Annotated in this window: 21 protein-coding genes and 2 tRNA genes; 5 read left to right on the top strand and 18 right to left on the bottom strand. The window is 68.6% G+C overall.

Annotated features, from left to right (window positions below; genetic code table 11):
- Positions 1 to 14: 14 nt before the first annotated feature.
- From rlmD to surE, 5 genes are read right to left on the bottom strand one after another with little or no spacing between them, the layout of a single operon-like run.
- Entirely contained in the window at positions 15 to 1,448 is a 1,434-nt protein-coding gene (gene rlmD, locus QTI33_RS17470; RefSeq protein WP_286507421.1) for a 23S rRNA (uracil(1939)-C(5))-methyltransferase RlmD, read from the bottom strand.
- 44 nt (positions 1,449 to 1,492) lie between these two features.
- Positions 1,493 to 2,479 carry a sigma-70 family RNA polymerase sigma factor gene (locus QTI33_RS17465; protein WP_286507420.1) on the bottom strand — a complete coding sequence of 329 codons (987 nt, stop codon included), beginning with the start codon at positions 2,477 to 2,479 and terminating at the stop codon, positions 1,493 to 1,495.
- Between the two features lie 4 nt (positions 2,480 to 2,483).
- A complete protein-coding gene (locus tag QTI33_RS17460; RefSeq protein WP_286507419.1) occupies positions 2,484 to 3,431 on the bottom strand; it encodes a peptidoglycan DD-metalloendopeptidase family protein in 948 nt (315 codons plus the stop codon).
- Between the two features lie 12 nt (positions 3,432 to 3,443).
- Positions 3,444 to 4,217, bottom strand: a complete 774-nt coding sequence (locus QTI33_RS17455) for a protein-L-isoaspartate(D-aspartate) O-methyltransferase (RefSeq protein WP_286507418.1) — start codon at positions 4,215 to 4,217, stop codon at positions 3,444 to 3,446.
- Positions 4,218 to 4,219: 2 nt separating this feature from the next.
- The gene (surE, locus tag QTI33_RS17450; RefSeq protein ID WP_286507416.1) at positions 4,220 to 4,993 is read right to left on the bottom strand and encodes a 5'/3'-nucleotidase SurE; all 774 of its coding nucleotides are present in this window, start codon (positions 4,991 to 4,993) and stop codon (positions 4,220 to 4,222) included.
- Between the two features lie 129 nt (positions 4,994 to 5,122).
- On the opposite strand from surE, the gene QTI33_RS17445 reads away from it, so the two are divergent.
- Complete coding sequence (locus QTI33_RS17445; RefSeq protein WP_286507415.1) at positions 5,123 to 6,109, top strand: NADPH:quinone oxidoreductase family protein; 987 nt, start codon at positions 5,123 to 5,125, stop codon at positions 6,107 to 6,109.
- Positions 6,110 to 6,200: 91 nt separating this feature from the next.
- Here the strand turns inward: QTI33_RS17445 and QTI33_RS17440 are convergent, their stop codons facing one another.
- The 7 genes from QTI33_RS17440 to QTI33_RS17410 form a co-directional block, all read right to left on the bottom strand.
- On the bottom strand, positions 6,201 to 6,539 hold the full coding sequence (locus QTI33_RS17440; RefSeq protein WP_286507414.1) for an H-NS histone family protein: 339 nt from the start codon (positions 6,537 to 6,539) through the stop codon (positions 6,201 to 6,203).
- A 218-nt stretch (positions 6,540 to 6,757) separates the two neighbouring features.
- Positions 6,758 to 6,833 (bottom strand) — tRNA-His (locus QTI33_RS17435).
- Between the two features lie 31 nt (positions 6,834 to 6,864).
- Positions 6,865 to 8,778 carry a SurA N-terminal domain-containing protein gene (locus QTI33_RS17430; protein WP_286507413.1) on the bottom strand — a complete coding sequence of 638 codons (1,914 nt, stop codon included), beginning with the start codon at positions 8,776 to 8,778 and terminating at the stop codon, positions 6,865 to 6,867.
- A gap of 74 nt (positions 8,779 to 8,852) precedes the next feature.
- Positions 8,853 to 8,928, bottom strand: a tRNA-Val gene (locus QTI33_RS17425).
- Positions 8,929 to 8,946: 18 nt separating this feature from the next.
- Complete coding sequence (locus QTI33_RS17420; RefSeq protein ID WP_007830705.1) at positions 8,947 to 9,219, bottom strand: HU family DNA-binding protein; 273 nt, start codon at positions 9,217 to 9,219, stop codon at positions 8,947 to 8,949.
- A gap of 223 nt (positions 9,220 to 9,442) precedes the next feature.
- Positions 9,443 to 10,528, bottom strand: coding sequence for a tartrate dehydrogenase (locus QTI33_RS17415; RefSeq protein WP_286507412.1), 1,086 nt, complete (start codon positions 10,526 to 10,528; stop codon positions 9,443 to 9,445).
- On the bottom strand, positions 10,525 to 11,421 hold the full coding sequence (locus tag QTI33_RS17410) for an alpha/beta fold hydrolase (protein WP_286507411.1): 897 nt from the start codon (positions 11,419 to 11,421) through the stop codon (positions 10,525 to 10,527). Before QTI33_RS17410 ends, QTI33_RS17415 begins: the two co-directional genes overlap by 4 nt.
- A 75-nt stretch (positions 11,422 to 11,496) precedes the next feature.
- Here QTI33_RS17410 and QTI33_RS17405 point away from each other — a divergent pair, with 75 nt between their 5' ends.
- On the top strand, positions 11,497 to 12,435 hold the full coding sequence (locus QTI33_RS17405; RefSeq protein WP_286507410.1) for a LysR family transcriptional regulator: 939 nt from the start codon (positions 11,497 to 11,499) through the stop codon (positions 12,433 to 12,435).
- On the opposite strand, the gene QTI33_RS17400 is transcribed toward QTI33_RS17405, so the two are convergent.
- The 4 genes from QTI33_RS17400 to QTI33_RS17385 are packed head-to-tail and all read right to left on the bottom strand — an operon-like array spanning position 12,428 to position 16,360.
- Positions 12,428 to 13,297 carry a DMT family transporter gene (locus QTI33_RS17400; RefSeq protein ID WP_286507409.1) on the bottom strand — a complete coding sequence of 290 codons (870 nt, stop codon included), beginning with the start codon at positions 13,295 to 13,297 and terminating at the stop codon, positions 12,428 to 12,430. The two genes, QTI33_RS17405 and QTI33_RS17400, sit on opposite strands and share 8 nt — an antisense overlap.
- Positions 13,294 to 13,860 carry a CDP-diacylglycerol--glycerol-3-phosphate 3-phosphatidyltransferase gene (pgsA, locus tag QTI33_RS17395; protein WP_286507408.1) on the bottom strand — a complete coding sequence of 189 codons (567 nt, stop codon included), beginning with the start codon at positions 13,858 to 13,860 and terminating at the stop codon, positions 13,294 to 13,296. The genes QTI33_RS17400 and pgsA overlap by 4 nt, the downstream gene beginning before the upstream one ends.
- 47 nt (positions 13,861 to 13,907) lie before the next feature.
- The gene (gene uvrC / locus QTI33_RS17390) at positions 13,908 to 15,872 is read right to left on the bottom strand and encodes an excinuclease ABC subunit UvrC (protein WP_286507407.1); all 1,965 of its coding nucleotides are present in this window, start codon (positions 15,870 to 15,872) and stop codon (positions 13,908 to 13,910) included.
- A 5-nt stretch (positions 15,873 to 15,877) separates the two neighbouring features.
- On the bottom strand, positions 15,878 to 16,360 hold the full coding sequence (locus QTI33_RS17385; RefSeq protein WP_286507406.1) for an OsmC family protein: 483 nt from the start codon (positions 16,358 to 16,360) through the stop codon (positions 15,878 to 15,880).
- Positions 16,361 to 16,409: 49 nt separating this feature from the next.
- Between QTI33_RS17385 and earP the strand changes: the two genes are divergently transcribed.
- The 3 genes from earP (at position 16,410) to QTI33_RS17370 (ending at position 19,171) form a co-directional block, all read left to right on the top strand.
- A complete protein-coding gene (gene earP, locus QTI33_RS17380; protein WP_286507405.1) occupies positions 16,410 to 17,477 on the top strand; it encodes an elongation factor P maturation arginine rhamnosyltransferase EarP in 1,068 nt (355 codons plus the stop codon).
- Between the two features lie 142 nt (positions 17,478 to 17,619).
- Positions 17,620 to 18,174, top strand: coding sequence for an elongation factor P (gene efp / locus QTI33_RS17375; RefSeq protein ID WP_286507404.1), 555 nt, complete (start codon positions 17,620 to 17,622; stop codon positions 18,172 to 18,174).
- Positions 18,175 to 18,301: 127 nt separating this feature from the next.
- Positions 18,302 to 19,171, top strand: a complete 870-nt coding sequence (locus QTI33_RS17370; protein WP_286507403.1) for an LOG family protein — start codon at positions 18,302 to 18,304, stop codon at positions 19,169 to 19,171.
- Here the strand turns inward: QTI33_RS17370 and QTI33_RS17365 are convergent, their stop codons facing one another.
- Complete coding sequence (locus QTI33_RS17365; protein ID WP_286507402.1) at positions 19,172 to 20,347, bottom strand: MFS transporter; 1,176 nt, start codon at positions 20,345 to 20,347, stop codon at positions 19,172 to 19,174.
- Entirely contained in the window at positions 20,344 to 21,678 is a 1,335-nt protein-coding gene (locus QTI33_RS17360; protein ID WP_286507400.1) for a DNA recombination protein RmuC, read from the bottom strand. The genes QTI33_RS17365 and QTI33_RS17360 overlap by 4 nt, the downstream gene beginning before the upstream one ends.
- Positions 21,679 to 21,681 lie beyond the last annotated feature (3 nt).

Genomic DNA, 21,681 nt, shown 5'->3' with positions numbered 1-21,681 from the left:
CCGGGGCCCTTTTTTCATGCCCGCTCGAAGACCGCGATGGACTCGACGTGCGCCGTGTGCGGGAACATGTTGACCACGCCCGCATGGGTGCAGCGGTAGCCCGCCTGGTGCACCAGCAGGCCGGCATCGCGGGCCAGGGTCGAGGGGTTGCAGCTGACGTAGACGATGCGCTTCGGCGGCGCCCAGCCGCCGTCGTGCAGTTCGACCTGCTGGTGCAGGTCGGCGAGCGCCTTGGCCAGCGCGAAGGCGCCCTCGCGCGGCGGATCGACCAGCCATTTGTCGGCTGCACCGTCGGCCACCAGCATCGCCGGCGTCATTTCGAACAGGTTGCGGGCGACGAAGGTCGTCGGCGACAGCGCGCGGCGGCCGGGCACGGCGGCGCGGTTGCGCTCGTAGTTGGCGCCGGCGCGCCCCACCAGCGTGTCGCTGCCCTCGATGCCGAGCACCTCGCGCGCCCGGCTCGCCAGCGGCAGCGTGAAGTTGCCGAGGCCGCAGAACCAGTCGATCACGCGTTCGTCGGGCCCGACGTCGAGCAGGCGCAGCGCCCGCCCGACCAGCACCCGGTTGATGTGCGGATTGACCTGGGTGAAATCGGTCGGCTTGAACGGCATCGTGACACCGAACTCGGGCAGCGCGTAGGCCAGGGCCGGTCCGCCCTCCTCCAACAGCTTCACCGTCTCGGGCCCCTTCGACTGGAGCCACCACTGCACGCCCTCGTTGCGGGCGGCGAAGTCCTTGAGGCGGGCCACGTCGGCCTCCGACAGCGGCTCCAGGTGCCGCAGCACCAGGGCGATCACGCCGAGGCCGGTCCCGCCCGGCGAATCACCGCAGGCCAGCTCGATCTGCGGACAGGTCTCGCGCGCATCCATCGAGCCGATCAGCGCGCGCAATGGCATCAGCATGGCGCTGACCTGCGCCGGCAGCACGGGGCACACCTGCATGTCGGCCAGATAGCGGCTCTTGCGTTCGTGGAAGCCGATCAGCACGGTGCCCTTCTTGACCACGTGGCGCACCGACAGGCGGGCCCGGTAGCGGTAGTGCCAGGCCGGCCCCTCGAGCGGCCGCAACACGTTCTCGGGCCGCACCTTGCCGAGATGCCAGAGGTTGTCCTCGAGCGAACGCTGCTTGACGGCCACCTGGGCTGCCGCATCGAGGTGCTGCATCTTGCAGCCGCCGCAGGCGCCCGGGTGCAGGCCGAAATGCGGGCAGCCGGGGCGCACGCGCTGCGAAGACTCGCGGCGGATCGCGGTGACCGTGCCCTGGGCCCAGTTGTTCTTCTTGCGGTGCACGTTGAGGCGTACCTCCTCGAACGGCAAGGCGCCCTCGATGAAGACCACCATGCCGTCGGCTTTGTGCGCCACGCCCTGGGCGTCGAGATCGAGCGACTCGACCCGCAGCCATTCATCGTGCGCCGGGGGCGCTTCCTTTTTGTCTGTAGCTTCCGTCATCCCCGGATTGTCTCAGGGCGGCGGCGGCCGCTCGGCACCCGCCCCTACAGGAGGGCATCGCGCTGCACGCCGGCGCGCGCCAGCTGCCGGCGCATCTTGGCCAGCGCCTCGTTCTGGATCTGCCGCACGCGCTCGCGCGTCAGGCCCAGCCGCAGGCTGAGCACCTCGAGCGTCTCGGGATCGCGGTCATGCAGCCCGAAGCGGCCTTCGAGCACTTCGCGCTCGCGCTCGCTCAGCGCCAGGATCCAGCGATCGAGAAGCTGCTCGACCTCGTGCGTCTGCGTCACGCCCGTGGGGTCGCCGCCCTCGTCGTCCGATGCCACGGTGTCGGCCAGCGTGAAGCTGTCGTCGCCGCGTTCGCTGCCGGCATCGAGCGACCGCGGCGCCTCCGCCAGCGCCAGCAGGTCGGCGACCTCCTGCACCTCGCGCCCGAGCAAGGAGGCCAGGTCCTCGACCCGCACGCCATCGGGCCGGCGGGCCAGGAACTCGGCATCGCCCTCGAGCGTGCGGCGCGCCCGCATGACCTGGTGCAGTTCGCGCACCACGTGCACCGGCAAGCGGATGGCGCGCGCCTGCATCATGGCGGCGCGCTCGATCGATTGCCGGATCCACCAGGTCGCGTAGGTGGAAAACCGGAAGCCCCGCTCGGGCTCGAACTTGTTGATCGCGTGCATCAGCCCGAGGTTGCCCTCCTCGATCAGGTCGGCCATCGGCACGCCGCGGCCGAGGTAGCCCTTGGCGATATTGACCACCAGGCGCAGGTTGTGCTCGATCATCGACTGTCGCGCCGCGAAGTCGCCGCTGCGCGCGGCGCAGGCGGTGCGGTATTCCTCGTCGGGCGTGAACAGCTCGGTACGCCGGATCTCGCGCAGGTAGAGCGTCAGCGAGTCGCTGCCGACCAGTTCGCCCGGCAGCGACTCGCCGGCCCTGTCGTCCAGGTCGGATTGGGCGATTCGCGCGAGGGTAGGAGCGCCGCCGTTGCCCGCCACTCGCCGCACGTCCGCGGTGCGATGAGGGCGAGCGGCGGCCATGGCATCAGCGCACCGGCAGATAGCGGGCCGGATCGACCGGCTTGCCCTGGCGGCGGATCTCGAAGTGCAGCTTCACGCGATCGGCGTCGCTGTTGCCCATCTCGGCAATCTTCTGGCCCTTCTGCACCGACTGGTCTTCCTTGACCAGCAGGGTGCGGTTGTGCGCATACGCCGTGAGGTAGGTGTTGTTGTGCTTGAGGATGATCAGGTTGCCGTAGCCGCGCAAGCCCGCGCCGGCATAGACGACGCGGCCGTCCGCCGCGGCCAGCACCGAGTCGCCCGCCTTGCCGCTGATGTCGAGGCCCTTGTTCTTGGCTTCGTCGAAGCCGGCGATCAGGGAGCCCTGCGCGGGCCAGATCCAGCCCACGTCCTCGTCGCCCGAGGCCGCGGCCGGCGGGGTCGGCGATGCCGTGACGGGCGCCGGCGGCTTGGCGGCCGCACTGGCGGCCGGGGCGGCGGTCGTGGCACCCGGGGGCGACGACGCTGCGGCCGCGGCCGCGGCAGCCGCAGCGCTGGCGGGAGCGACGATCGGCTGGGTCACCGGCCGCGTGGTGGCATCGGTGGCCGAGGCCGTCGCGCCGGTCGGCGGGATCACGCGCAACACCTGGCCGACTTCGATCAGGTCGGGATTGTCGAGGTTGTTCCAGCGCGCGATGTTCTGCCAGGTCTGGCCGGTCTCGATGCCGATGCGGCGGATGGTGTCACCCGGGCGCACCGCGTAGTAGCCGGGCTTGCCGTAGTTCTCGATGCCCGGCAGCGGCTTGCCGGAGGCATCGGTGGTGATCGGGGGCCCGCCCGCAACGCCCGAGCCGGGGGCCGCGCCCGGCGCCTGCGACATGGTGCCGCGGTCTTCGACCGGCACCGGACCGCGCGGTGCGGCACACCCCGCAATCACGAGCGCACCCACCAGCATCACGCCGGCGAGCCAGCTCCGATTGCCAATACCCTGCATTGTTCTTTCCCTTCAAGCAATTCCCGATTTTAGGGGGACAAAGTGGACCGCCTCAAGAATGCGGCGCTCGAGGCCGCGGGCGGTTTTATCGATGACGACCAGCGCCTGGCCGCCGCTCGCGGACTGGGTCGGCGCGACGATCCGGCCGCCGACCGCCAGCTGCGTGACCCAGGCCTCGGGCACCGCCTCGCCGCCCGCGGCGGCGATGATGCCGGCATAGGGCGCGCCTTTCGCATAGCCCACCATGCCATCGCCCAGCATCAGGTGGACCGTCGCCAGCCGGAACGGGCGCAGGTTGACCCGCGCCCTCTCGTGCAGGCCGCGCAGCCGCTCGATGCTGTAGACCTCGGCCGCGACATGGCTCAGCACCGCCGCCTGGTAGCCGCAGCCGGTGCCGATCTCGAGCACGCGTCCCAGCCGCTCGCCGGGCTTGTGGGCCAGCGCGGGGGCGCCCAGCAGCAGTTCGATCATGCGCGCCACCACGTTCGGCTTCGAGATCGTCTGGCCCAAGCCGATCGGCAGGCTCGTGTCTTCGTAGGCCTGGTTGACCAGCGCACTGTCGACGAACAAATGGCGCTCGACAGTGCCCATGGCGCGCAGCACGCGGGCGTCTGCGATGCCCTGGGCCGCGAGCCGCTGGACCATGCGCGCGCGCACCGCACCGGAAGCCATCGAGGGCGTCGTCGGAACGAGCGGCTTCACCGGCACCGAAGGCAGGCGTCCACGCGTTGCCGCGGAGGCCAAAGGCGTCAGGCGTACGGGAAATCCTGGCCGTTGACTTGCCAAGGTCAGCCTCCCGCCGCGCTGCGCGCGACACGCGCCATGGTCTCGTTCCAGTCCCCGAGATTCGCGTGGTCGGTGAGGTCGATCTGCAGTGGCGTGAGGGCCACGTGGCCGGCCGCTGTGGCATGGAAATCGGTGCCTTCGCCGCTGTCCTTGGCACTGCCGGCACCGGCGATCCAGTACATGGTCTCGCCCCGCGGGCTGTCCTGCGTGATGACCTTTTCTGCCGCATGGCGGCGGCCCAGTCGGCAGACCTTGACCGGCTTCAATTGGTCGAAGGGCAGGTTCGGCACGTTCACGTTGAGCAGGAACGGGTTGCCTCCGATCAGCTTCTCGCGCTCGATCTGCAGGACCAGGCGGCGTGCCACCTGCGCCGCGGCATCCACGTGCGCCCAGCCCTTCTCGATCTGCGAGAAGGCGATCGCCGGAATGCCGAACAGATAGGCCTCCATCGCGGCCCCGACGGTGCCCGAATAGATGGTGTCGTCGCCCATGTTGGCGCCGTTGTTGATGCCGGACACCACCAGGTCGGGCCGGTAGTCGAGCAGCCCCTTGAGCGCGATGTGCACGCAATCGGCCGGCGTGCCGGTGACGTAGCGGAAGCCGTTGTGCGCCTTGTGCACGTACAGCGGCGCGGCCAAGGTCAGGGCATTCGACTTGGCGCTGTTGTTGTGCTCGGGGGCCACGACCTCGACCTCGGCGATGTCCTTCAACGCGTCGTGCAGGGCGACGAGGCCGGGCGCCTGGAAACCGTCGTCGTTCGAAATAAGTATCTTCATGGCGTCAGTCTGTGGCGGCGATTGTAGGCGGGGGGTGGGTCACGGCAGGGACATGCGGCAACCGCGACAGCCGCCTATCATGGCCCGGATTTTCCGTTGCCCCAAGACTCAATCACAGGAGACACGAGCATGCACGCATGGCTCTGCGAGAACCCCGTCGGCGTCGAGGCGCTGACCTGGAAGGAACTGCCCACGCCCAGCCCGGGCCCGGGACAGGTGCTGATCGAAATCAAGGCCGCGAGCCTCAATTTCCCGGACCTGCTCATCGTGCAGAACAAATACCAGATGAAGCCGCCCCTGCCCTTCGTGCCGGGATCCGAATATGCCGGCGTGATCGCCGCGGTCGGCGAAGGCGTCACGCACCTGAAGGTCGGCCAGAACGTCGCCTGCCTGTCGGGCACCGGCGGCTTCGGCACCCACACGCTGGCCCCCGCGGCCTTGTGCATGCCATTGCCCGAAGGCTTCGGCCATGTCGACGCCGCCGCGTTCATCATGATCTACGCGACGTCGTGGCATGCATTGATGGACCGCGCCCAATTGAAGGCCGGCGAGACCGTATTGGTGCTGGGAGCCGCCGGCGGCGTCGGCACTGCGGCCATCCAAATTGCAAAGGCCGCCGGCGCCCGCGTCATTGCAGCGGCATCGACCGACGAGAAATGCGAACTGTGCAAGTCCATTGGCGCCGACGCCACGATCAACTACACCACGCATGCGCTGCCCAATGGGTTCCGCGAGGCCGTCAAGGCAGCGACCGACGGCAAGGGTCCGGATGTGATTTACGACCCGGTCGGTGGTGAATTCGCCGAGCCCGCATTCCGCTCCATCGGCTGGCGCGGCCGCTATCTGGTCGTCGGTTTCGCCGCCGGCCCGATTCCTTCGCTGCCCCTGAATTTGACGTTGCTCAAGGGTGCCTCGCTGGTGGGTGTGTTCTGGGGCGATTTCGCCCGCCGCGAGCCCAAGGCGAATGCACAGATGATGGCCGAATTGGCCACCTGGTACGGCCAGGGCAAGATCAAGCCGGTGATCGACCAGACCCTGCCGATGTCGGAACTCAAGGCAGCCTATGCGCACATGGGTTCGCGGGGCGTCAAGGGCAAGCTGGTCATGGTGAACTAGGCCGCCCGCCCGCGGCCGGCGCGAACCGGGCCGCAGGATGCAAAAAAGCCCGCGGAAGCGGGCTTTTTTGCATCTGGGAAAGCTGCAGGCCTTACTTGATCTCGAAATCCGACAGGGACTTGCCGGCGGTCAAGGCTTCGGTGATCCAGCGCGGCTTGCGGCCACGGCCGCCGGACCAGGTTTCGCCGGTGGGGCTGCGGTATTTGGCCGCGCTCTTGGGCGCCGCGGTGGCGGCACTGCGCTTGCCGGCGCGAGCGCCGAGCTTGAGATCGCTGGCGGTCAGGCCGTATTCAGCGATCTTCTTGCGCAGCTCTTCGATAACGCCAGCCCGCTCCTGATTCCGCAGATCTTCGGCTTGCTTGCGCAATTGCGCGATCTGCTCGTCGTGCTTCTTGATCTGGGAATTGATGTCGGCAAGGGTTGAAGCCATCTGTGCTTATCCTCTAATTGGAAAGCCAAAATTTTAATTCAAATCCCAATTGCCGCAAGCCGGGCCGCAAAAAAAACACCCCGCCTCGGCTACGGGTTTGTGTCAATGGCTGGCAGGTCCAGGGCTTGATTGGGGGAACCCAATCTACCGCGGCGGCCGGTCCTGGCCGCACAAAGCAAAACAGGCACCGAAGTGCCTGTTTTGCTGACGAATGTCTTTGGGGTGGCTGATGGGACTCGAACCCACGACGACCAGAATCACAATCTGGGACTCTACCAGCTGAGCTACAGCCACCGCTAAGCCATCAATTGTAGCGTGAAAAAAGCTAGCGTCCGGCCCCCGCTGTCGAATCTGCAGGCTTCGGCACCAGAATCTCGGCCTTGAAGCGGTTCTTGAGCAGGTTGTAGTAAGCGGCGGTCTCGGCCCCGCCCACCGCCTGGGCGTACTGTTCGGTCTCCTGCTTGGCCATCTCGGGCGCCGGCGGCGTGCGCGGCACGTTCTTGATCACCCGCACCACCGCATAGCCCTGGACGCCCAGATCGGCGCCGACCAATGCCGGCAGCTTGGCGGTGTCGGCGCGCAGCGCGACCTCGATCACCGGCAGCGGCTGCGATTGCGCCTCGAGCCGCGACACCGTGACCGGAGCGCCGAAGCCGGCACCGGTCGCATCGGTCTTCCAGGCCGCCAGTTTCGCCTCGCCCTCGGACCGTGCCAGCGCCGCCGCACGCTCGGCGACCAACTGGGTGCGCACCTTGTCCTTGACTTCGTCGAGCGGCAATGCGCGCGCCGGTTCGTACTGCACCACGCGTCCCGAGGCCAGCTGGTTGGCGCCGATCTCGATGGCTTCCGTGTTGTGCTTGCGCTCCAGCGTGTCGGGCGCGAACAGCGCATTCAGGAAGTTGCGGCTGGCCAGCGCGCCGGCGGCACCCGGCAGGGGCATGCGGGCGACGTTGCTCGCGGTCTGGATCGTCAGCTTGAGCTTGTCGGCCGCCGGCTGCAGGCTGTCGGGCTGCTGGTAGACGATGTCGGTGAAGGCCTCGGCGGCCTTGGCGAACTCCTGCGTCGCCTGCTGGCTGCGCACTTCGTTCTCGATCGTCGCGCGCACCTTGTCGAACGGCGGCACCACGCCCGGCTTGATGTCGTTGACCAGGATGATGTGATAGCCGAACTCGGTCTCGACCACGTTGCTGATCTCGCCCTTCTTGAGCGCGAACAGGGCATCCTCGAACGGCTTGACCATCGCGCCGCGGGTCACGACGTCGAGGTCGCCGCCCTTCTCCGCCGAACCGGGGTCCTGCGAATTCTTGCGCGCCACGTCGGCGAAGGTGTTGGGCGCCTTGCGCAGGTCCGCCAGCAGCTGTTCGGCCTTCTTGCGGGCCTGCTCGCGCTCGGCGGCCGGCGCGCCCTGGGGCGCGGCGATCAGGATGTGGCTCGCGCGCCGCTCTTCCTTGGAGCCGAAGCGGGCGGCATTCTGGTCGTAGTAGGCGCGCAGGTCGGCCTCGCTCACGGCGATGTTCTTCTTGGCGGCTTCGAGATCGAGCACCAGGTACTCGACCTTCGCGCTTTCGGGCTGCTGGAACTGCGCCGTGTGGGCCTTGTAGAAGGCCTCGAGATCGGCGTCGCTGACGCTCACCTTGGACGCGAAGTCGGCCGGCTTGAAGAGCGCGACCTGGATCTCGCGGCGATCGTAGAAGGCGTTGAGCGTGGCGGCGGCCTGGGCCGGCGTGGCGAAGGCCGTGCCCGAGACGCCGAGCGACACCTGCTGCGTCGCCAGGTCGGCGCGCACCGAGGCTTCGTACTGCTCGGGCGTGCGGCCGGTCGCCCGCATGAAGGTCTCGCGATCGAACTTGCCGTCGGCGGTGCGGAAGCTCGCCAGGCCCGGATCGGCCGCGAACAGCCGCGCCAGCCGCTCCTCGGACACCGACATGTTCGACTTCGACGCCGCCGCCGCGAGCACCCGCTCGCGCACCATGCGCTCCAGCGTGGCGTAGCGCGCCGCATCCGAGTCGAGCATCGCCGGGTCGATGGTGGGCGCCTGCTGGCGAATCCGGTCGACCTCGTTGCGATGCTGGGCATCCCACTCGGGCCGCGTGATGTCGGTGCCGGCCACGCGCGCGACCTTCTCGCCCTGGCCGCCCCCTTGGTAGCGATCGACGCCGAACAGCACGAACGAGGGAATGATCAGCAAGAACAAGAACACCATGATGATCTTGTTGTACTTGCGGAAGGAATCAAACATGCTTGAGCACTCTCTAGGACGAAAATTGACGCAGCAAGAAAAAAGGCGAACGATCCGTTCGCCTTTGCATCGGGTGGTGGGTGCTGAGGGGCTCGAACCCCCGACCTACGCCGTGTAAGAGCGCCGCTCTACCAACTGAGCTAAGCACCCCACCTTCAATCGATGGTCTCAGTTCAGCGCGTCTTTGAGCGCCTTGCCGGGACGGAACTTGGGAATCTTGGCGGCCTTGATTTTAATCGCGTCGCCGGTGCGCGGATTCCGGCCGGTCCGGGCGGCGCGCTTGCCGACTGCAAAAGTGCCGAAACCGACGAGCGACACGGAGCCGCCCTTCTTGAGCGTGGTACGAATGGCGCCGATCGTGGATTCGAGTGCCCGCGTGGCAGCGGCTTTGGAGATGTCGGCGTTCTTTGCGATGTGCTCAATCAGTTCGGTTTTGTTCACAAGGGCCCCTTGCAGAAAATTGTTGATCAGGGTCGTCAGAAGCGGCGCCAGCCCCGTGGCGACGCCACGGGGGTGGGTACAGCAGGTGGGTGGCAACTCTGACGCGCCGGCAGCGCGCTGCCGACAAGGATTACAACCACTGGTCTCGGGGGTGTCAATACGACGCAGCCCCGTGAAACGCAGCGAGGAGCGCAATTTTAGTGGCGTTTTGGCGAAGCGATTTTCAAAGCGCCTCGGCGATCGCCTGCCCCAGATCAACAGTTCCCGCGGTTCCGCCGATGTCCGGCGTGCGCGGGGCGCCGCTGCCGTGCGCGAGCACCTTCTCGATCGCGGCCAGGATGGCGTCGTGCGCCGCCTTGTGGCCCAGGAATTCCAGCATCATGGCGCCGCACCAGATCTGGCCGATCGGGTTGGCGATGCCGCGGCCGGCGATGTCCGGCGCCGATCCGTGCACCGGCTCGAACAGCGAGGGCGTGGTGCGTTCGGGGTTGAGGTTGGCGCTGGGCGCGATGCCGATGGTGCCGGTGCAGGCCGGGCCGAGGTCGGACAGGATGTCGCCGAACAGGTTGCTCGCCACCACGACATCGAAGAAATCGGGCCGCTGCACGAAGTGCGCGGTCAGGATGTCGATGTGGAACTTGTCGAGCGCGACGCCCGGATAGTGCTTCGCCATCGCCGCCACGCGCTCGTCCCAGTAGGGCATGGTGATCGAGATGCCGTTGGACTTGGTGGCGCTCGTGAGGTGCTTCTTCGGCCGCGACTGGGCCAGCTCGAAGGCGAACTTGAGCACCCGGTCGACGCCGATGCGCGACATCACGGTTTCCTGGATCACGATCTCGCGCGGCGTGCCCTCGTACATGCGCCCGCCGATGCTCGAGTATTCGCCCTCGGTGTTCTCGCGCACGATGTACATGTCGATCTCGCCGGGTTCGCGCGGCGTGCCGTCGCGCCGCACCACCGGCGCCACGATGCCGGGCATCAGGCGGGCCGGCCGCAGGTTGATGTATTGGTCGAACTCGCGCCGGAACAGCAGCAGGGAGCCCCAGAGCGACACATGGTCGGCGATCTTCTCGGGCCAGCCGACCGCACCGAAGTAGATCGCATCGTGGCCGCCGATCCGGTCCTTCCAGTCGTCGGGGAGCATCTTGCCGTGCTTCTCGAAGTAGTCCCAGCTCGAGAAATCGAAATGGTCGAACTTCAGGTCGATGCCGAACTTGCGGCCCGCGGCATCGAGCACGCGCAGGCCCTCGGGCATGGTCTCCTTGCCGATGCCGTCGCCGGCGATGACTGCGATGCGTTGGGTGCTCATGTCTCGATCCTTTGGTTCGCTTGAAAGAAAGAAAGCGCCTCGGCCAGCAGTTCGGCCGGCGCCTCCTCGGGAATGTAGTGTCCGCACGGCAGCGCGCCGCCGGTGACGTGGTCGGCCCGCTCGCGCCACAGCGACAGCACATCGAACGAGCGCCCGACCGCGCCATGCTCGCCCCACAGCACGCGCAGCGGCTGGCCCAGCCGGCGGCCGGCGGCGATGTCGGCACGGTCGTGGTCGAGGTCGATGCCGGCCGAGGCCCGGTAGTCCTCGCAGATCGCCTGCGCGCTGCCGGGGATCGCGGCGCAGCGTTCGTACTCGGCCATCGCCTCGGGCGCGAAAGGCGCCAGCCCCGCGTGGCGGCCGCCCATCACGCTGCGGATGTAGCGAACCGGATCGCTGTCGATCAGCGCTTCCGGCAGCGGCGGCGGCTGGATCAGGAAGAACCAGTGCCAGTAGGCACGGGCGAAGGCCTCCGAGGTGTGCTCGTACATCGCCAGCGTCGGCGCAATGTCGAGCAGCAGCAGCCGCTCGACCGCCTCCGGGTGGTCGGCAGCCAGCCGGTGGGCGACGCGCGCGCCGCGGTCATGCGCCAGCACGCCGAAGCGTTCGAAGCCGTGCTGGCGCATGGCGTGCAGCGCGTCGAGCGCCATTTCGCGCTTGCCGTGGTTCGAATGGGCGTCGTCGGCGGGCGGCCGGCCCGAGTCGCCGTAGCCGCGCAGGTCGAGCAGGACGACCGTGAACCGTTCGGCCAGGCGCGGCGCCACCCGATGCCAGTTGGCATGCGTCTGCGGATGGCCGTGCAGCAGCAGCAGGGGCGCGCCGCGGCCGCCGATGCGGCCATGCACCTTCACGCCGTCGCGCGTCAGGTCGAAGGGGGTGAAGGCATCGAACATGCGCTCGATTGTGCGTTGCGCGCCCGGGCACATCAAGCAACAATGAGCCAATTGATAATTTCCGAAATGGCACGAATGGAACGCAGTGACCTGGCGCTGGTGCTGGCGATCCGCAGCCGCGGCAGCCTGGCCGGCGCCGCGCTCGCGCTCGACGTCGTCCCGTCGGTCGTGACCAAGCGGCTGGGCGCGCTGGAGGCCCGGCTGGGCCAGCGGCTGTTCGAGCGCACCACGCGCCGGCTCAGCGCCACCGCCGAGGGCGAAACCGTGTGCCTGCATGCCCAGGGCCTGCTGGAGGGCTTCGCGGCGCTCGAGAACGAACTCGGCGAACGCCAGAGCGAACTCAGCGGGACGGTGCGGCTGGCCGGCACTTTCGGCTTCGGCCGCCGCTGGCTGGGCCCGGCGCTGGCGAGCTTCAACCAGCGCCACCCCGGGCTCGAGATCCAGCTGCAGCTGGTCGAGGCCCTGCCCGATCTGGGCGCCGAGGGCTTCGACGGCGCGGTCTGGCTCTGGGCGCCGCAGCATCGCCGCGCCGGCGACTGGGTCAGCCGGCGCATCGCGCGCAACCAGCGGGTGCTGGCCGCCAGCCCGGACTACCTCGCGCGCCGCGGCATGCCGGCCGACGTGGCGGCGCTGGCGGCGCACAACTGCCTGGTGGCGCGCGAGAACAGCGCCGGCGGCGAGCGGGAGTTCGCCCTGTGGACGCTGCGCCACGCCAGGGACGGCAGCACCGCGCGCGTGCGGGTGCGCGGCCCGCTGTCGAGCAACTCGGGCGAGATGGTGCGCGACTGGTGCCTGGCCGGCCACGGCATCATGCTGCGCAGCCTGTGGGACATCGCACCGCAGCTGGCCTCCGGCGAGCTGGTGCGCGTGCTGCCGCAGCATGCGATGCCGGATGCGGACATCCAATGGGTCGCGCCCTGGCGCCCCAAGACGCCGCGCCGGGTGCGGCTGCTGATCGATTTCCTGGTCGACAGCTTTCGCGCCGAACCGTGGAAGTACAGCGGGCCTACTTGACGACCAGGCTGACGCCGACCGCGGTGATCGCGATGCCGGCCAGGGTCAAGGCGGTGATCGGTTCCGCGAACAGCAGCCAGGCCATCACGGCCGTGCACGGCGGCACCAGGTAGAGCAGACTGGTGACGGCGGTGGCGGTGCCGCGCTGGATCAGCATGTAGAGCAGCGAGCTGCCGCCCAGCGACAGCGCGAGCACCGACCACGCCATGGCGCCGCCCGAGGCCAGGTTCCAATGGATGCTGTCGGGCTCGAGCGCCGCGAACGGCAGGGTGACGATCAAGGCCGCGGCCATCTGGATCGCGCTGGCGCTGCGCACGTCGCAGGGCGCGAGAAAGCGCTTCTGATACAGGGTGCCGGCGGTGATCGACAACAGCGCCAGCAAGGCCAGCCCCATGGTCAGTGCGCTGACCTCCCCGCCCTGCCCCAGCTTGCGCGACACGACCAGCACCAGGCCGCTGAACCCGAGCAGGAGCCCGGTCCATTGGCGCGCCGTGATCCGGCCGCCGAACATGCTGAGCCAGACCGCCGTCAACACCGGCTGGATGCCGACCAGCAGCGCGACCAGCCCCGATCCCATGCCGGCCCGCACCGCAGCCCAGACGCCACCGAGGTAGCCGGCCTGCATCAGCACGCCGATGACCGCGAGATGGCGCCATTGCGCGCGGTCGCGCGGCCAGGCGACGCGCGCCCAGCGCACCCAGACCAGGAAACACACCATGGAGAGCGCATAACGCACGGCAAGGAACTTGAGCGGCGGCGCATGGGGCATGCCGTAGCGCGCCACGATGAAGCCGGTGCTCCAGATGAGCACGAAGACCGCCGGCATCGCCCTCAGCCAGCCCGTCGACCGGGCCGCGGTCATTTCGCGCGGGCCCGGATTTCGGGGATCGCCTTCTGCAGGTAGTAGACCATCGACCAGACCGTGAGCACGGCCGACAGCCAGATCAGCCATTGACCCCAGGTGCCGGTGTCGATCCAGCCGAACAGCACGCCGTCGAACAGCAGGAACGGGATCGCCACCATCTGCACCACGGTCTTCACCTTGCCGACCATGTGGACCGCCACGCTCTTGCTGGCGCCGATCTGCGCCATCCATTCGCGCAGGGCGGAGATCGCGATCTCGCGGCCGATGATGATCAGCGCCACGAAGACGTCGGCGCGGTTCAGGTGGACCAGCACCAGCAGCGAGGCGCAGACCAGGAACTTGTCGGCCACCGGATCGAGGAAGGCGCCGAAGGCCGAGGTCTGCTTGAGCCGGCGGGCCAGGAAACCGTCGAGCCAGTCGGTCGCCGCGAAGACGATGAACATCACCGTGGCGATCCAGTTGCGCGTCGGCTCGGCCATCGGCAGGTAGAACACGCCCACGATCAGGGGGATCGCGACGATGCGCGTCCAGGTCATGATCGTTGGCAAGGTCCAGAACATTGCGCTGGAGTATAGGGGCGGGGACGACCCCGGTTCGGTCGGCAGGCTCAATGCAGCGCCCGGTAGATTTCCTCGGCCAGGTCGAAGGCGATGCCGTCCACCGACGCGATGTCCTCCACGCTCGCCGCGGCCACGCCGCGGATGCCGCCGAAGCGCTGCAGCAGGCGCGCGCGCCGCTTCGGGCCGATGCCCGGGATGTCCTCGAGCTGGCTGCCGCCGACCCGCACCTTGGCGCGCTTGGCGCGCATGCCGGTGATGGCGAAGCGATGCGCCTCGTCGCGGATCTGCGCCACCAGCATCAGCGCCGCGGAATCGCGGCCCAGGTAGACCTTCTCGCGGCCGTCGGCGAACACCAGTTCCTCGAGGCCGACCTTGCGGCCCTCGCCCTTCTCGACGCCGACGATCAGCGACAGCGGCAGGCCCAGCTCGCTGAACACCTCGCGCGCCATCGACACCTGGCCCTTGCCGCCATCGACCAGCACCAGCTCCGGCATGCGCGCCGATCGCGTGCCCGGCTTGGCGTCGGTGCCGGCGCCCGCGGCATCGCCGGCCGGCGGCGCCTCGGTCTCGGCCGCCATCGCCTCGGCCAGCTTGCCGTAGCGCCGGTGCAGCACCTGGCGCATCGCCGCGTAGTCGTCACCCGGCGTGATGCCGTCGATGTTGTAGCGCCGGTACTCGCGGTTCTGCATGGCGTGGTGCTCGAACACCACGCACGAGGCCTGGGTCGCCTCGCCCGCGGTGTGCGAGATGTCGAAGCACTCGACGCGGAAATTGTCGAGGTCGTCGGGCGCCAGTTCGAGCGCATCGACCAGCGCCCGGGTGCGAGCCTGCTGCGAGCCCTCCTCGGCCAGCAGGCGGGCCAGCTGCAGCCCGGCGTTCTTGCTCGCCATCTCGAGCCAGTGGCGGCGCTGCTCGCGCGGCTGGAAGACCGCCGTGACCCGGGTGCCCGACTGCTGCGACACGGCCTCGATCAGCTCGCGGCTCACGAGCTCGCTGAGCACCAGCGTGGCCGGCACCGCGACGTCGATGTAGTGCTGGGCGATGAAGGCCTCGAGCACCTGCACCTCGACCGCGTCGGCTGGCGGCGGGCTGTCGTCGCCCTCGACCTCGGCGTGCTGCATCTGCGCGGCATCCTCGACATGCACCGGGAAATAGGCCCGGTCGCCGAGATGCCGTCCGCCGCGCACCATGGCGAGGTTCACGCAGGCCTTGCCGCCCTGCACCTTGACCGCCAGGATGTCGACGTCCTTGTCGGAAGCGATCTCGATCGACTGCTGGTGCAGCACGCGCGACAGCGCCGACATCTGGTTGCGGAGCTCGGCCGCCTGCTCGAACTCGAGCTTCTCGGCATGGGCCATCATCCGGGCCTCGAGCTGGGTCAGCACGGCCTGCGTGTCGCCCATCAGGAAGGCTTCGGCATTGGCCACGTCCTGGGCATAGGCCTCGGGCGTGATGTGGCCGACGCAGGGCGCGGTGCAGCGCTTGATCTGGTAGAGCAGGCAGGGCCGGGCGCGGTTGGCGTAGACCGTGTCTTCGCAGGTGCGCAGCTTGAAGACCTTTTGCAGCAGCTGGATCGACTCCTTCACCGCCCAGGCGCTCGGATAGGGTCCAAAGTAGCGGTGCCGGCGGTCGACCGCGCCGCGGTAGTAGGCCAGCCGGGGGAAGGTGTGCGACGCGATCTTCAGGTAGGGATAGCTCTTGTCGTCGCGAAACAGGATGTTGTAGCGCGGCTTGAGCGACTTGATGAGGTTGTTCTCGAGCAGCAGCGCCTCGGCCTCGGAGCGCACCACGGTGGTCTCCATGCGGGCGATCTTCGAGATCATGTGGCCGATGCGCGTGCCGCCGTGGCTCTTCTGGAAATAGTTCGCGACCCGCTTCTTCAGGTTGCGCGCCTTGCCGACGTAGAGCACGCCGCCCTGGGCGTCGAAATAGCGGTAGACGCCCGGCAGCTGCGGCAGGGCCGCCACTTCGCTGAGCAGCTGGTCGGAATGGACGGGGGGAGTCTCTGGCATCGTGTTCAGGGTTGCGGGGCGGTCGCGATCACGGGCTCGCAGCGCACGTCCGTCTTGACCGAGTTGGCGATGAAGCACTGGTCGTGCGCCGAGTGATGCATCGCCTCGTGTTGTTCCGTCGACGGCAGGCTCTGGCCGGAGAACTGGACCTCGGGGCGCAGCGTGACGACGGTCATCGCGATCTTGCCTTCGGCATTGCGGCCCATCTTGCCGCTGGCGTGATCGGCGTAGCGCTCGACGCAGAAGCCGCGCGAGGCCGCGATCGACAGGAACCACAGCATGTGGCAGCTCGACAGCGAAGCGACGAAAGCCTCTTCGGGGTCGACCGCAGCGGCGTCCGACAGCGGCAGCGGCACCACGTGCGGCGAGGACGAGCCCAGCCATTCGGCGCCGCCGTCGAAACGGATGCTGTGCCGGCGGCTGTAGCGGTTGCCGAGAAAATCCTGGTCGCCGCGCTGCCAGAGGATGTCGGCCGAATGGTGTGACATGGGGGCTGTCTCCGGTGTCTTCATGGGGAGGGCTGTAGAGTATCCCGCGATGCGCTGGGACATTTTCTGCAAGGTGATCGACAACCATGGCGACGTGGGCGTCTGCTGGCGGCTGGCCAGTTCGCTGGCCGGCCCGGACGACCCGGTGCGCCTGTGGATCGACGACCCGTCCGCGCTGGCCTGGATGGCGCCCAGCGGCTGCGAGGGCGTCACGGTCATCCCCTGGACCCCGGCCCACGCGGCACGGGCCGCTTCCGAGCCGGCGCCGGAGGTGCTGATCGAGGCCTTCGGCTGCGATCCCGCCCCCGAGGTCATCGCCCGCTTCGCCGAGCAGGCGGGCCATGCGGGCGCCCGCCGCCACTGGATCAACCTGGAATACCTGTCGGCGGAGCCCTATGTCGAGCGCCTGCACGGCCTGCCCTCCCCCGTGTTCCGGGCCCCGGGCGCCGGCCTGACCAAGCACTTCTTCTACCCCGGGTTCACCGAGCGCACGGGCGGGCTGCTGCGCGGCCCCGAGCTGATGGCGCGGCGCGAGCGCTTCGACCGCGCCGCCTGGTTCCAGCGCCAGGGCATCGACTGGCGAGGCGAGCGGGTGGTCTCGCTGTTCTGCTACGAACCGCCGGCCCTGGAGGCGCTGCTGGCGCAGTTCGAGCACGCCGCCGAGCCGACCCGCCTGCTGGTCACGGCCGGGCGCGCCGCAGCCGCCTTGCCGCCCGGGCCGCCGCAGCGCGGCGCCCTCGCCATCTCCTGGCTGCCCACCCTGCCCCAGCCGGAATTCGACCACCTGCTGTGGGCCTGCGACCTCAATTTCGTGCGCGGCGAGGATTCGCTGGTGCGTGCACTCTGGGCCGGCGCGCCCTTCGTCTGGCAGATCTATCCGCAGGACGACGATGCCCACCACGAGAAACTGAACGCCTTCCTGGACTGGCTGGAGGCGCCGCCGACGCTGCGCGGCTTCCATCACCTGTGGAGCGGCATGAAAGGCGGCGAATTGCCGCCCCTGGACCCCGCGACGCTGGCCTCCTGGGCCTCCGCCGCGGGCGCGGCGCGTGCCAGGCTGCTGGCGCAAGACGACCTTTTGACCCGGCTTCGGCGATTCATCGCCCAAAAAAGCTAAAATTGCGGGCTTTGCGGAATTCCGACGACGTTCCCGACCCCCGGAGGACGCCGATCGAAGCTTCCGCTGAACCCGCCGCGGTGAATGCGCCAGAGGGCCGAACCCGAAGTGCACGAGCGGCCAACATCCAGAGACCCTGATTATGAAAATCGCTCAAGAAATCCGCGCTGGCAACGTGATCATGCACGGCAAGGACCCGATGGTCGTCCTGAAGACCGAATACAGCCGCGGCGGCCGCAATTCCGCCACCGTGCGCATGAAGCTCAAGAGCCTGATCGCCAACTTCAACACCGAAGTGGTCTTCAAGGCCGACGACAAGATGGAGCAGATCGTGCTCGACAAGAAGGAGTGCACCTACTCCTACTTCGCCGACCCGATGTACGTCTGCATGGACACCGAGTACAACCAGTACGAAGTCGAAGCCGAGAACATGGGCGACTCGCTCAACTACCTCGAAGACGGCATGCCGGTCGAAGTGGTGTTCTACGACGGCAAGGCCATCTCGGTCGAACTGCCGACCAGCGTCGAGCGCGAAATCACCTGGACCGAGCCGGCCGTCAAGGGCGACACCTCGGGCAAGGTCATGAAGCCGGCCAAGATCTCGACCGGCTTCGAGATCGGCGTGCCGCTCTTCGTCGCCCAGGGCGACAAGATCGAAATCGACACCCGCACCGGCGAATACCGCAAGCGCGTCTGACCGACCGCCACCCGACAAGAAGGCTCCCGCGGGAGCCTTTTTTGCGTCCCGGTCCCTGATGCGCGGCCGCAACGGGCCCGAAACCTGCAACGCGCACAATCCAAGAACCCGCTTTCCCTGCACGACCATGGACAACCAACGCACTCACGACCTACACGACAAGCGGCTTGCCGACGCCTGGGCCACCCTGCAGGCCCATTCGGACAAGGGGCTGCCGCTGCACACCGATCCTTCGCGACTGGCCTTCGCCGACCCCGAGTTCCTGCTGCGGCGCGAAACCCGCGGCCTGCGCATGCAGCTCGAACTGATGAAACCCGACCTCGAGATGCGGGCCCACGGGATCGAGAACACAGTGGTGGTGTTCGGCAGCGCGCGCTTTCGCAGCGAAGAGGAATCGGGCGCGCTGATCGCCCAGGCCGAGGCCGCCGGCGACAGCGTGGCCGCCGAGCGCTGGCGCAAGCTGGCGCGCAGCTCGCACTACTACGAGAAGGCGCGCGCCTTCGGCAAGCTGGTGGCGCAGTACAGCAACGACCGCGAGCCGCAGGACAAGCTCTTCGTCTGCACCGGCGGCGGCCCCGGCATCATGCAGGCCGCCAACCGCGGCGCCTACGAGGGCGGCGGCCTGTCGGTCGGGCTGGCGATCGCGCTGCCGATGGAAGAGGAAGCCAACCCGTACGTCACGCCGGCGCTGAGCTTCAAGTTCCACTACTTCGCGATCCGCAAGATGCATTTCATGATGCGGGCGAAGGCGCTGGTGGCCTTTCCGGGCGGCTTCGGCACGCTGGACGAACTGTTCGAAGTCATCACGCTGGTGCAGACCAAGAAGGCCAAGCCGGTGCCGATCGTGCTGTTCGGCTCGGACTACTGGAAGCAGCTCATCAACTTCGAGTTCCTGGCCGAGGAAGGCGTGATCTCGCCCAACGACGTGAAGCTGATCGAGTACGTCGACGCGCCCCAGGACGCCTGGAACTACATCAAGGCCTTCTACAAGCTGTAGCTACTCGCTGCGCGGCGGCACCTGCAGGCCCCACACCGAGCGGGTGCCCGCGGCCACCACGCCGCCGACGATCCAGAACACGCCGGCGACGCCGATCAGCGCGCCGGCAGCGCCGAACAGCATCGGCATCGCCACGCTCGAGGCGTTGAGCGTCATCACGCGCAGGCCCAGCGCCTCGCCGTGGCGGGCGTGCGGCGTGATCTGGTGCAGCATGCTCATCACCATCGGCTGCACGGCGCCGAGGGCGATGCCGAGCACCACCGAGCAGGCGCCCATGCCGAGCGCGCTGGTCATCAACGGATAGACCGCGAAGACCAGCGCCGTGACCACGTTGGATGCCGCGATCACGCTGCGCTCGCTGAAACGCGAAGCGACCAGCGGCAGCAGCACCCGGATGCCGGCCGCCGCGACCGCGAAGGCGCCGAGGATCGAGCCGATCATCGACGCGCTCAGGCCGCGCTCGTGACCGAGCAGCGGCAGCACGAAGGTGTGGACATCCCAGGCCGCCGACTGCAGCCAGTTGACGAACAGCAAGCGCCTGAACATCGGCTGGGCCAGCAGGTCCCAGGCGCGCGGCCTGGGGGCACCCGCCGCGGGCTGCACCAGCGGCAGCTCGACCGTGCCGCGCGCCAGCAGCCAGCAGGCGATCGGCAGCAGCGCCAGCAGCGCGAAGGCCACGCGAAAGCCGACCATGTCGCCAGGCACCGGGCCGGCGTGGTCGATCAGCAGCCCGGTGGCGAACGGCCCGACGAAATTGGCCGCCGCGGGCGCGATCGCCAGCCAGCTGAACACCTGCTTGAGCTGGGTCGGATTGGTGGCGGCGCGGCCCACGTGGCGCTGCAGCGCGATCACGGCGATGCCGGTCGCGCCGCCCGTCAGCAGTGCGGCCAGGCAGAGCACCGGAAACACCGGAAAAGCCCCTGCCAGCGCCGCACCCGCGGTGGCCGCCGCGACGGCGATCGTGAGCGGCAGGCGCAGCCCGTGCCGATCGGCGAAGCGTCCGGCGGGCAGCGCCAGGAACACCTGGGTCAGCGCGAACAGCGCCAGCAGCATGCCGACGGCGGCCGGACTGTAGCCGTCGCGCAAGGCCAGCAACGGGGCCGCCAGCCGGGTGCCCGTCATCGCGGCATGCAGGCAGACCTGCGCCAGGATCAGGCGAAGCAATCCAGCATTCACGGGGCGGCGGCGTCCTCGTCGTCGGCCTGCGGCAGCAAGGCCTGGGTCTGCGCCTCGGGCAGCGCCTCGACCTTGCGCAGCGCCAGCCGCATCTGCCGGGCCCGGGTGTCGGCCTTGTCGAGCGTGTCGGAGGCCTTGGCCACCTGCTCCTTGATGCGTGCCACCCATTCGCCGTAGCGCTCGAACTCGGTCTTGACCGCGCCCAGCACCTTCCAGACCTCGGACGCCTGGTGCTCCAGCGCCAGCGTGCGAAAGCCCATGTGCAGGCTGTTGAGCATCGCCAGCAGCGTGGTCGGGCCGGCCAGCGTCACGCGATGCTGGCGCTGGATGGCATCCATCAGGCCCGGCCGGCGAAGCACCTCGGCATAGAGGCTCTCGACCGGCAGGAACAGGATCGCGAAATCGGTGGTGTGCGGGGCCGCCAGGTAGTTGTCGGCGATCGACTTGGCCTCGCTGCGGATGCGCGCCTCGAGCGCCTTGGCCGCCAGTTCGGCGGCCGCCGCGTCGGCCCGCTCGTGGGCGTCGATCAGGCGCTCGTAGTCGTCGCGCGGAAACTTGGCGTCGATCGGCAGCCAGACCGGCGCGCCGTCGCCGCCGCGGCCCGGGAAGCGGACCGCGAAATCGACCCGCTGGCCGCTGCGCGGCTTGGTCTCGACCTGGCGGGCGAACTGCTCGGCCGTCAGCACCTGCTCGAGCAGCGCCTCGAGCTGCACTTCGCCGAACACGCCGCGGGTCTTGACGTTGGTCAGCACCCGCTGCAGGCTGCCGACGCCCACGGCCAGCGACTGCATCTCGCCCAGCCCCTTGTACACCTGCTCGAGCCGCTCGGCCACCTGCTTGAAGCTTTCGCCCAGCCGCGCCTCGAGCGTGCTCTGCAGCTTCTCGTCGACGGTCTGGCGCATCTCGTCGAGCTTGGCGGTGTTGCTCTGCTGCAGCTGCGCGAGCTGGGTCTCCATCGTCGCGCGCACTTCGGCGAGCCGGCGCGCATTGGACTCGGCCAGCCCCTGGAGCTGGGTATTGAGGGTGTCGGCCAGCGTCTTCTGCAACAGCGCGAGCTGCTGCGCGAAGGCATCGATCTGGGCGTTCTGGGTGCGGGTGGACTCCGCCCCCTGGTGCAGCAAGGCGCGCTGGAAGGTGGCGAAGGCCTGCGCGCTCTCCTGGCGCGCGCCGCGCGAGGATTCGCCGATCTCATGGCGCAGTTCGCGCTCGATGCGCTCGTTGCTGGCCAGCAGCGCCGAATGGTCGGACGGCGGTGCCGGCCGCAGCAGCAGCCACAGCAGGAGGACGACATTCAGGGCCGCGAGGGCCAGCAGGATCCAGGTCTCGGTCACGGG

Origin of the sequence: Variovorax davisae, from assembly GCF_030316845.1 — a bacterium.
Classification (GTDB): domain Bacteria; phylum Pseudomonadota; class Gammaproteobacteria; order Burkholderiales; family Burkholderiaceae_C; genus Variovorax; species Variovorax davisae.
Note: the sequence above shows the minus strand (reverse complement) of the source record. Positions and strands in the feature narration are given on the sequence as shown.

What these genes read in the sequence shown, in the direction of transcription:
- rlmD (WP_286507421.1), bottom strand. Translation starts at nt 1,448, where the DNA reads ATGACGGAAGCTACAGACAAAAAGGAAGCGCCCCCGGCGCACGATGAA.
- QTI33_RS17465 (WP_286507420.1), bottom strand. Translation starts at nt 2,479, where the DNA reads ATGGCCGCCGCTCGCCCTCATCGCACCGCGGACGTGCGGCGAGTGGCG.
- QTI33_RS17460 (WP_286507419.1), bottom strand. Translation starts at nt 3,431, where the DNA reads ATGCAGGGTATTGGCAATCGGAGCTGGCTCGCCGGCGTGATGCTGGTG.
- surE (WP_286507416.1), bottom strand. Translation starts at nt 4,993, where the DNA reads ATGAAGATACTTATTTCGAACGACGACGGTTTCCAGGCGCCCGGCCTC.
- QTI33_RS17445 (WP_286507415.1), top strand. Translation starts at nt 5,123, where the DNA reads ATGCACGCATGGCTCTGCGAGAACCCCGTCGGCGTCGAGGCGCTGACC.
- QTI33_RS17440 (WP_286507414.1), bottom strand. Translation starts at nt 6,539, where the DNA reads ATGGCTTCAACCCTTGCCGACATCAATTCCCAGATCAAGAAGCACGAC.
- QTI33_RS17430 (WP_286507413.1), bottom strand. Translation starts at nt 8,778, where the DNA reads ATGTTTGATTCCTTCCGCAAGTACAACAAGATCATCATGGTGTTCTTG.
- QTI33_RS17415 (WP_286507412.1), bottom strand. Translation starts at nt 10,528, where the DNA reads ATGAGCACCCAACGCATCGCAGTCATCGCCGGCGACGGCATCGGCAAG.
- QTI33_RS17410 (WP_286507411.1), bottom strand. Translation starts at nt 11,421, where the DNA reads ATGTTCGATGCCTTCACCCCCTTCGACCTGACGCGCGACGGCGTGAAG.
- QTI33_RS17405 (WP_286507410.1), top strand. Translation starts at nt 11,497, where the DNA reads ATGGAACGCAGTGACCTGGCGCTGGTGCTGGCGATCCGCAGCCGCGGC.
- QTI33_RS17400 (WP_286507409.1), bottom strand. Translation starts at nt 13,297, where the DNA reads ATGACCGCGGCCCGGTCGACGGGCTGGCTGAGGGCGATGCCGGCGGTC.
- pgsA (WP_286507408.1), bottom strand. Translation starts at nt 13,860, where the DNA reads ATGTTCTGGACCTTGCCAACGATCATGACCTGGACGCGCATCGTCGCG.
- uvrC (WP_286507407.1), bottom strand. Translation starts at nt 15,872, where the DNA reads ATGCCAGAGACTCCCCCCGTCCATTCCGACCAGCTGCTCAGCGAAGTG.
- QTI33_RS17385 (WP_286507406.1), bottom strand. Translation starts at nt 16,360, where the DNA reads ATGTCACACCATTCGGCCGACATCCTCTGGCAGCGCGGCGACCAGGAT.
- earP (WP_286507405.1), top strand. Translation starts at nt 16,410, where the DNA reads ATGCGCTGGGACATTTTCTGCAAGGTGATCGACAACCATGGCGACGTG.
- efp (WP_286507404.1), top strand. Translation starts at nt 17,620, where the DNA reads ATGAAAATCGCTCAAGAAATCCGCGCTGGCAACGTGATCATGCACGGC.
- QTI33_RS17370 (WP_286507403.1), top strand. Translation starts at nt 18,302, where the DNA reads ATGGACAACCAACGCACTCACGACCTACACGACAAGCGGCTTGCCGAC.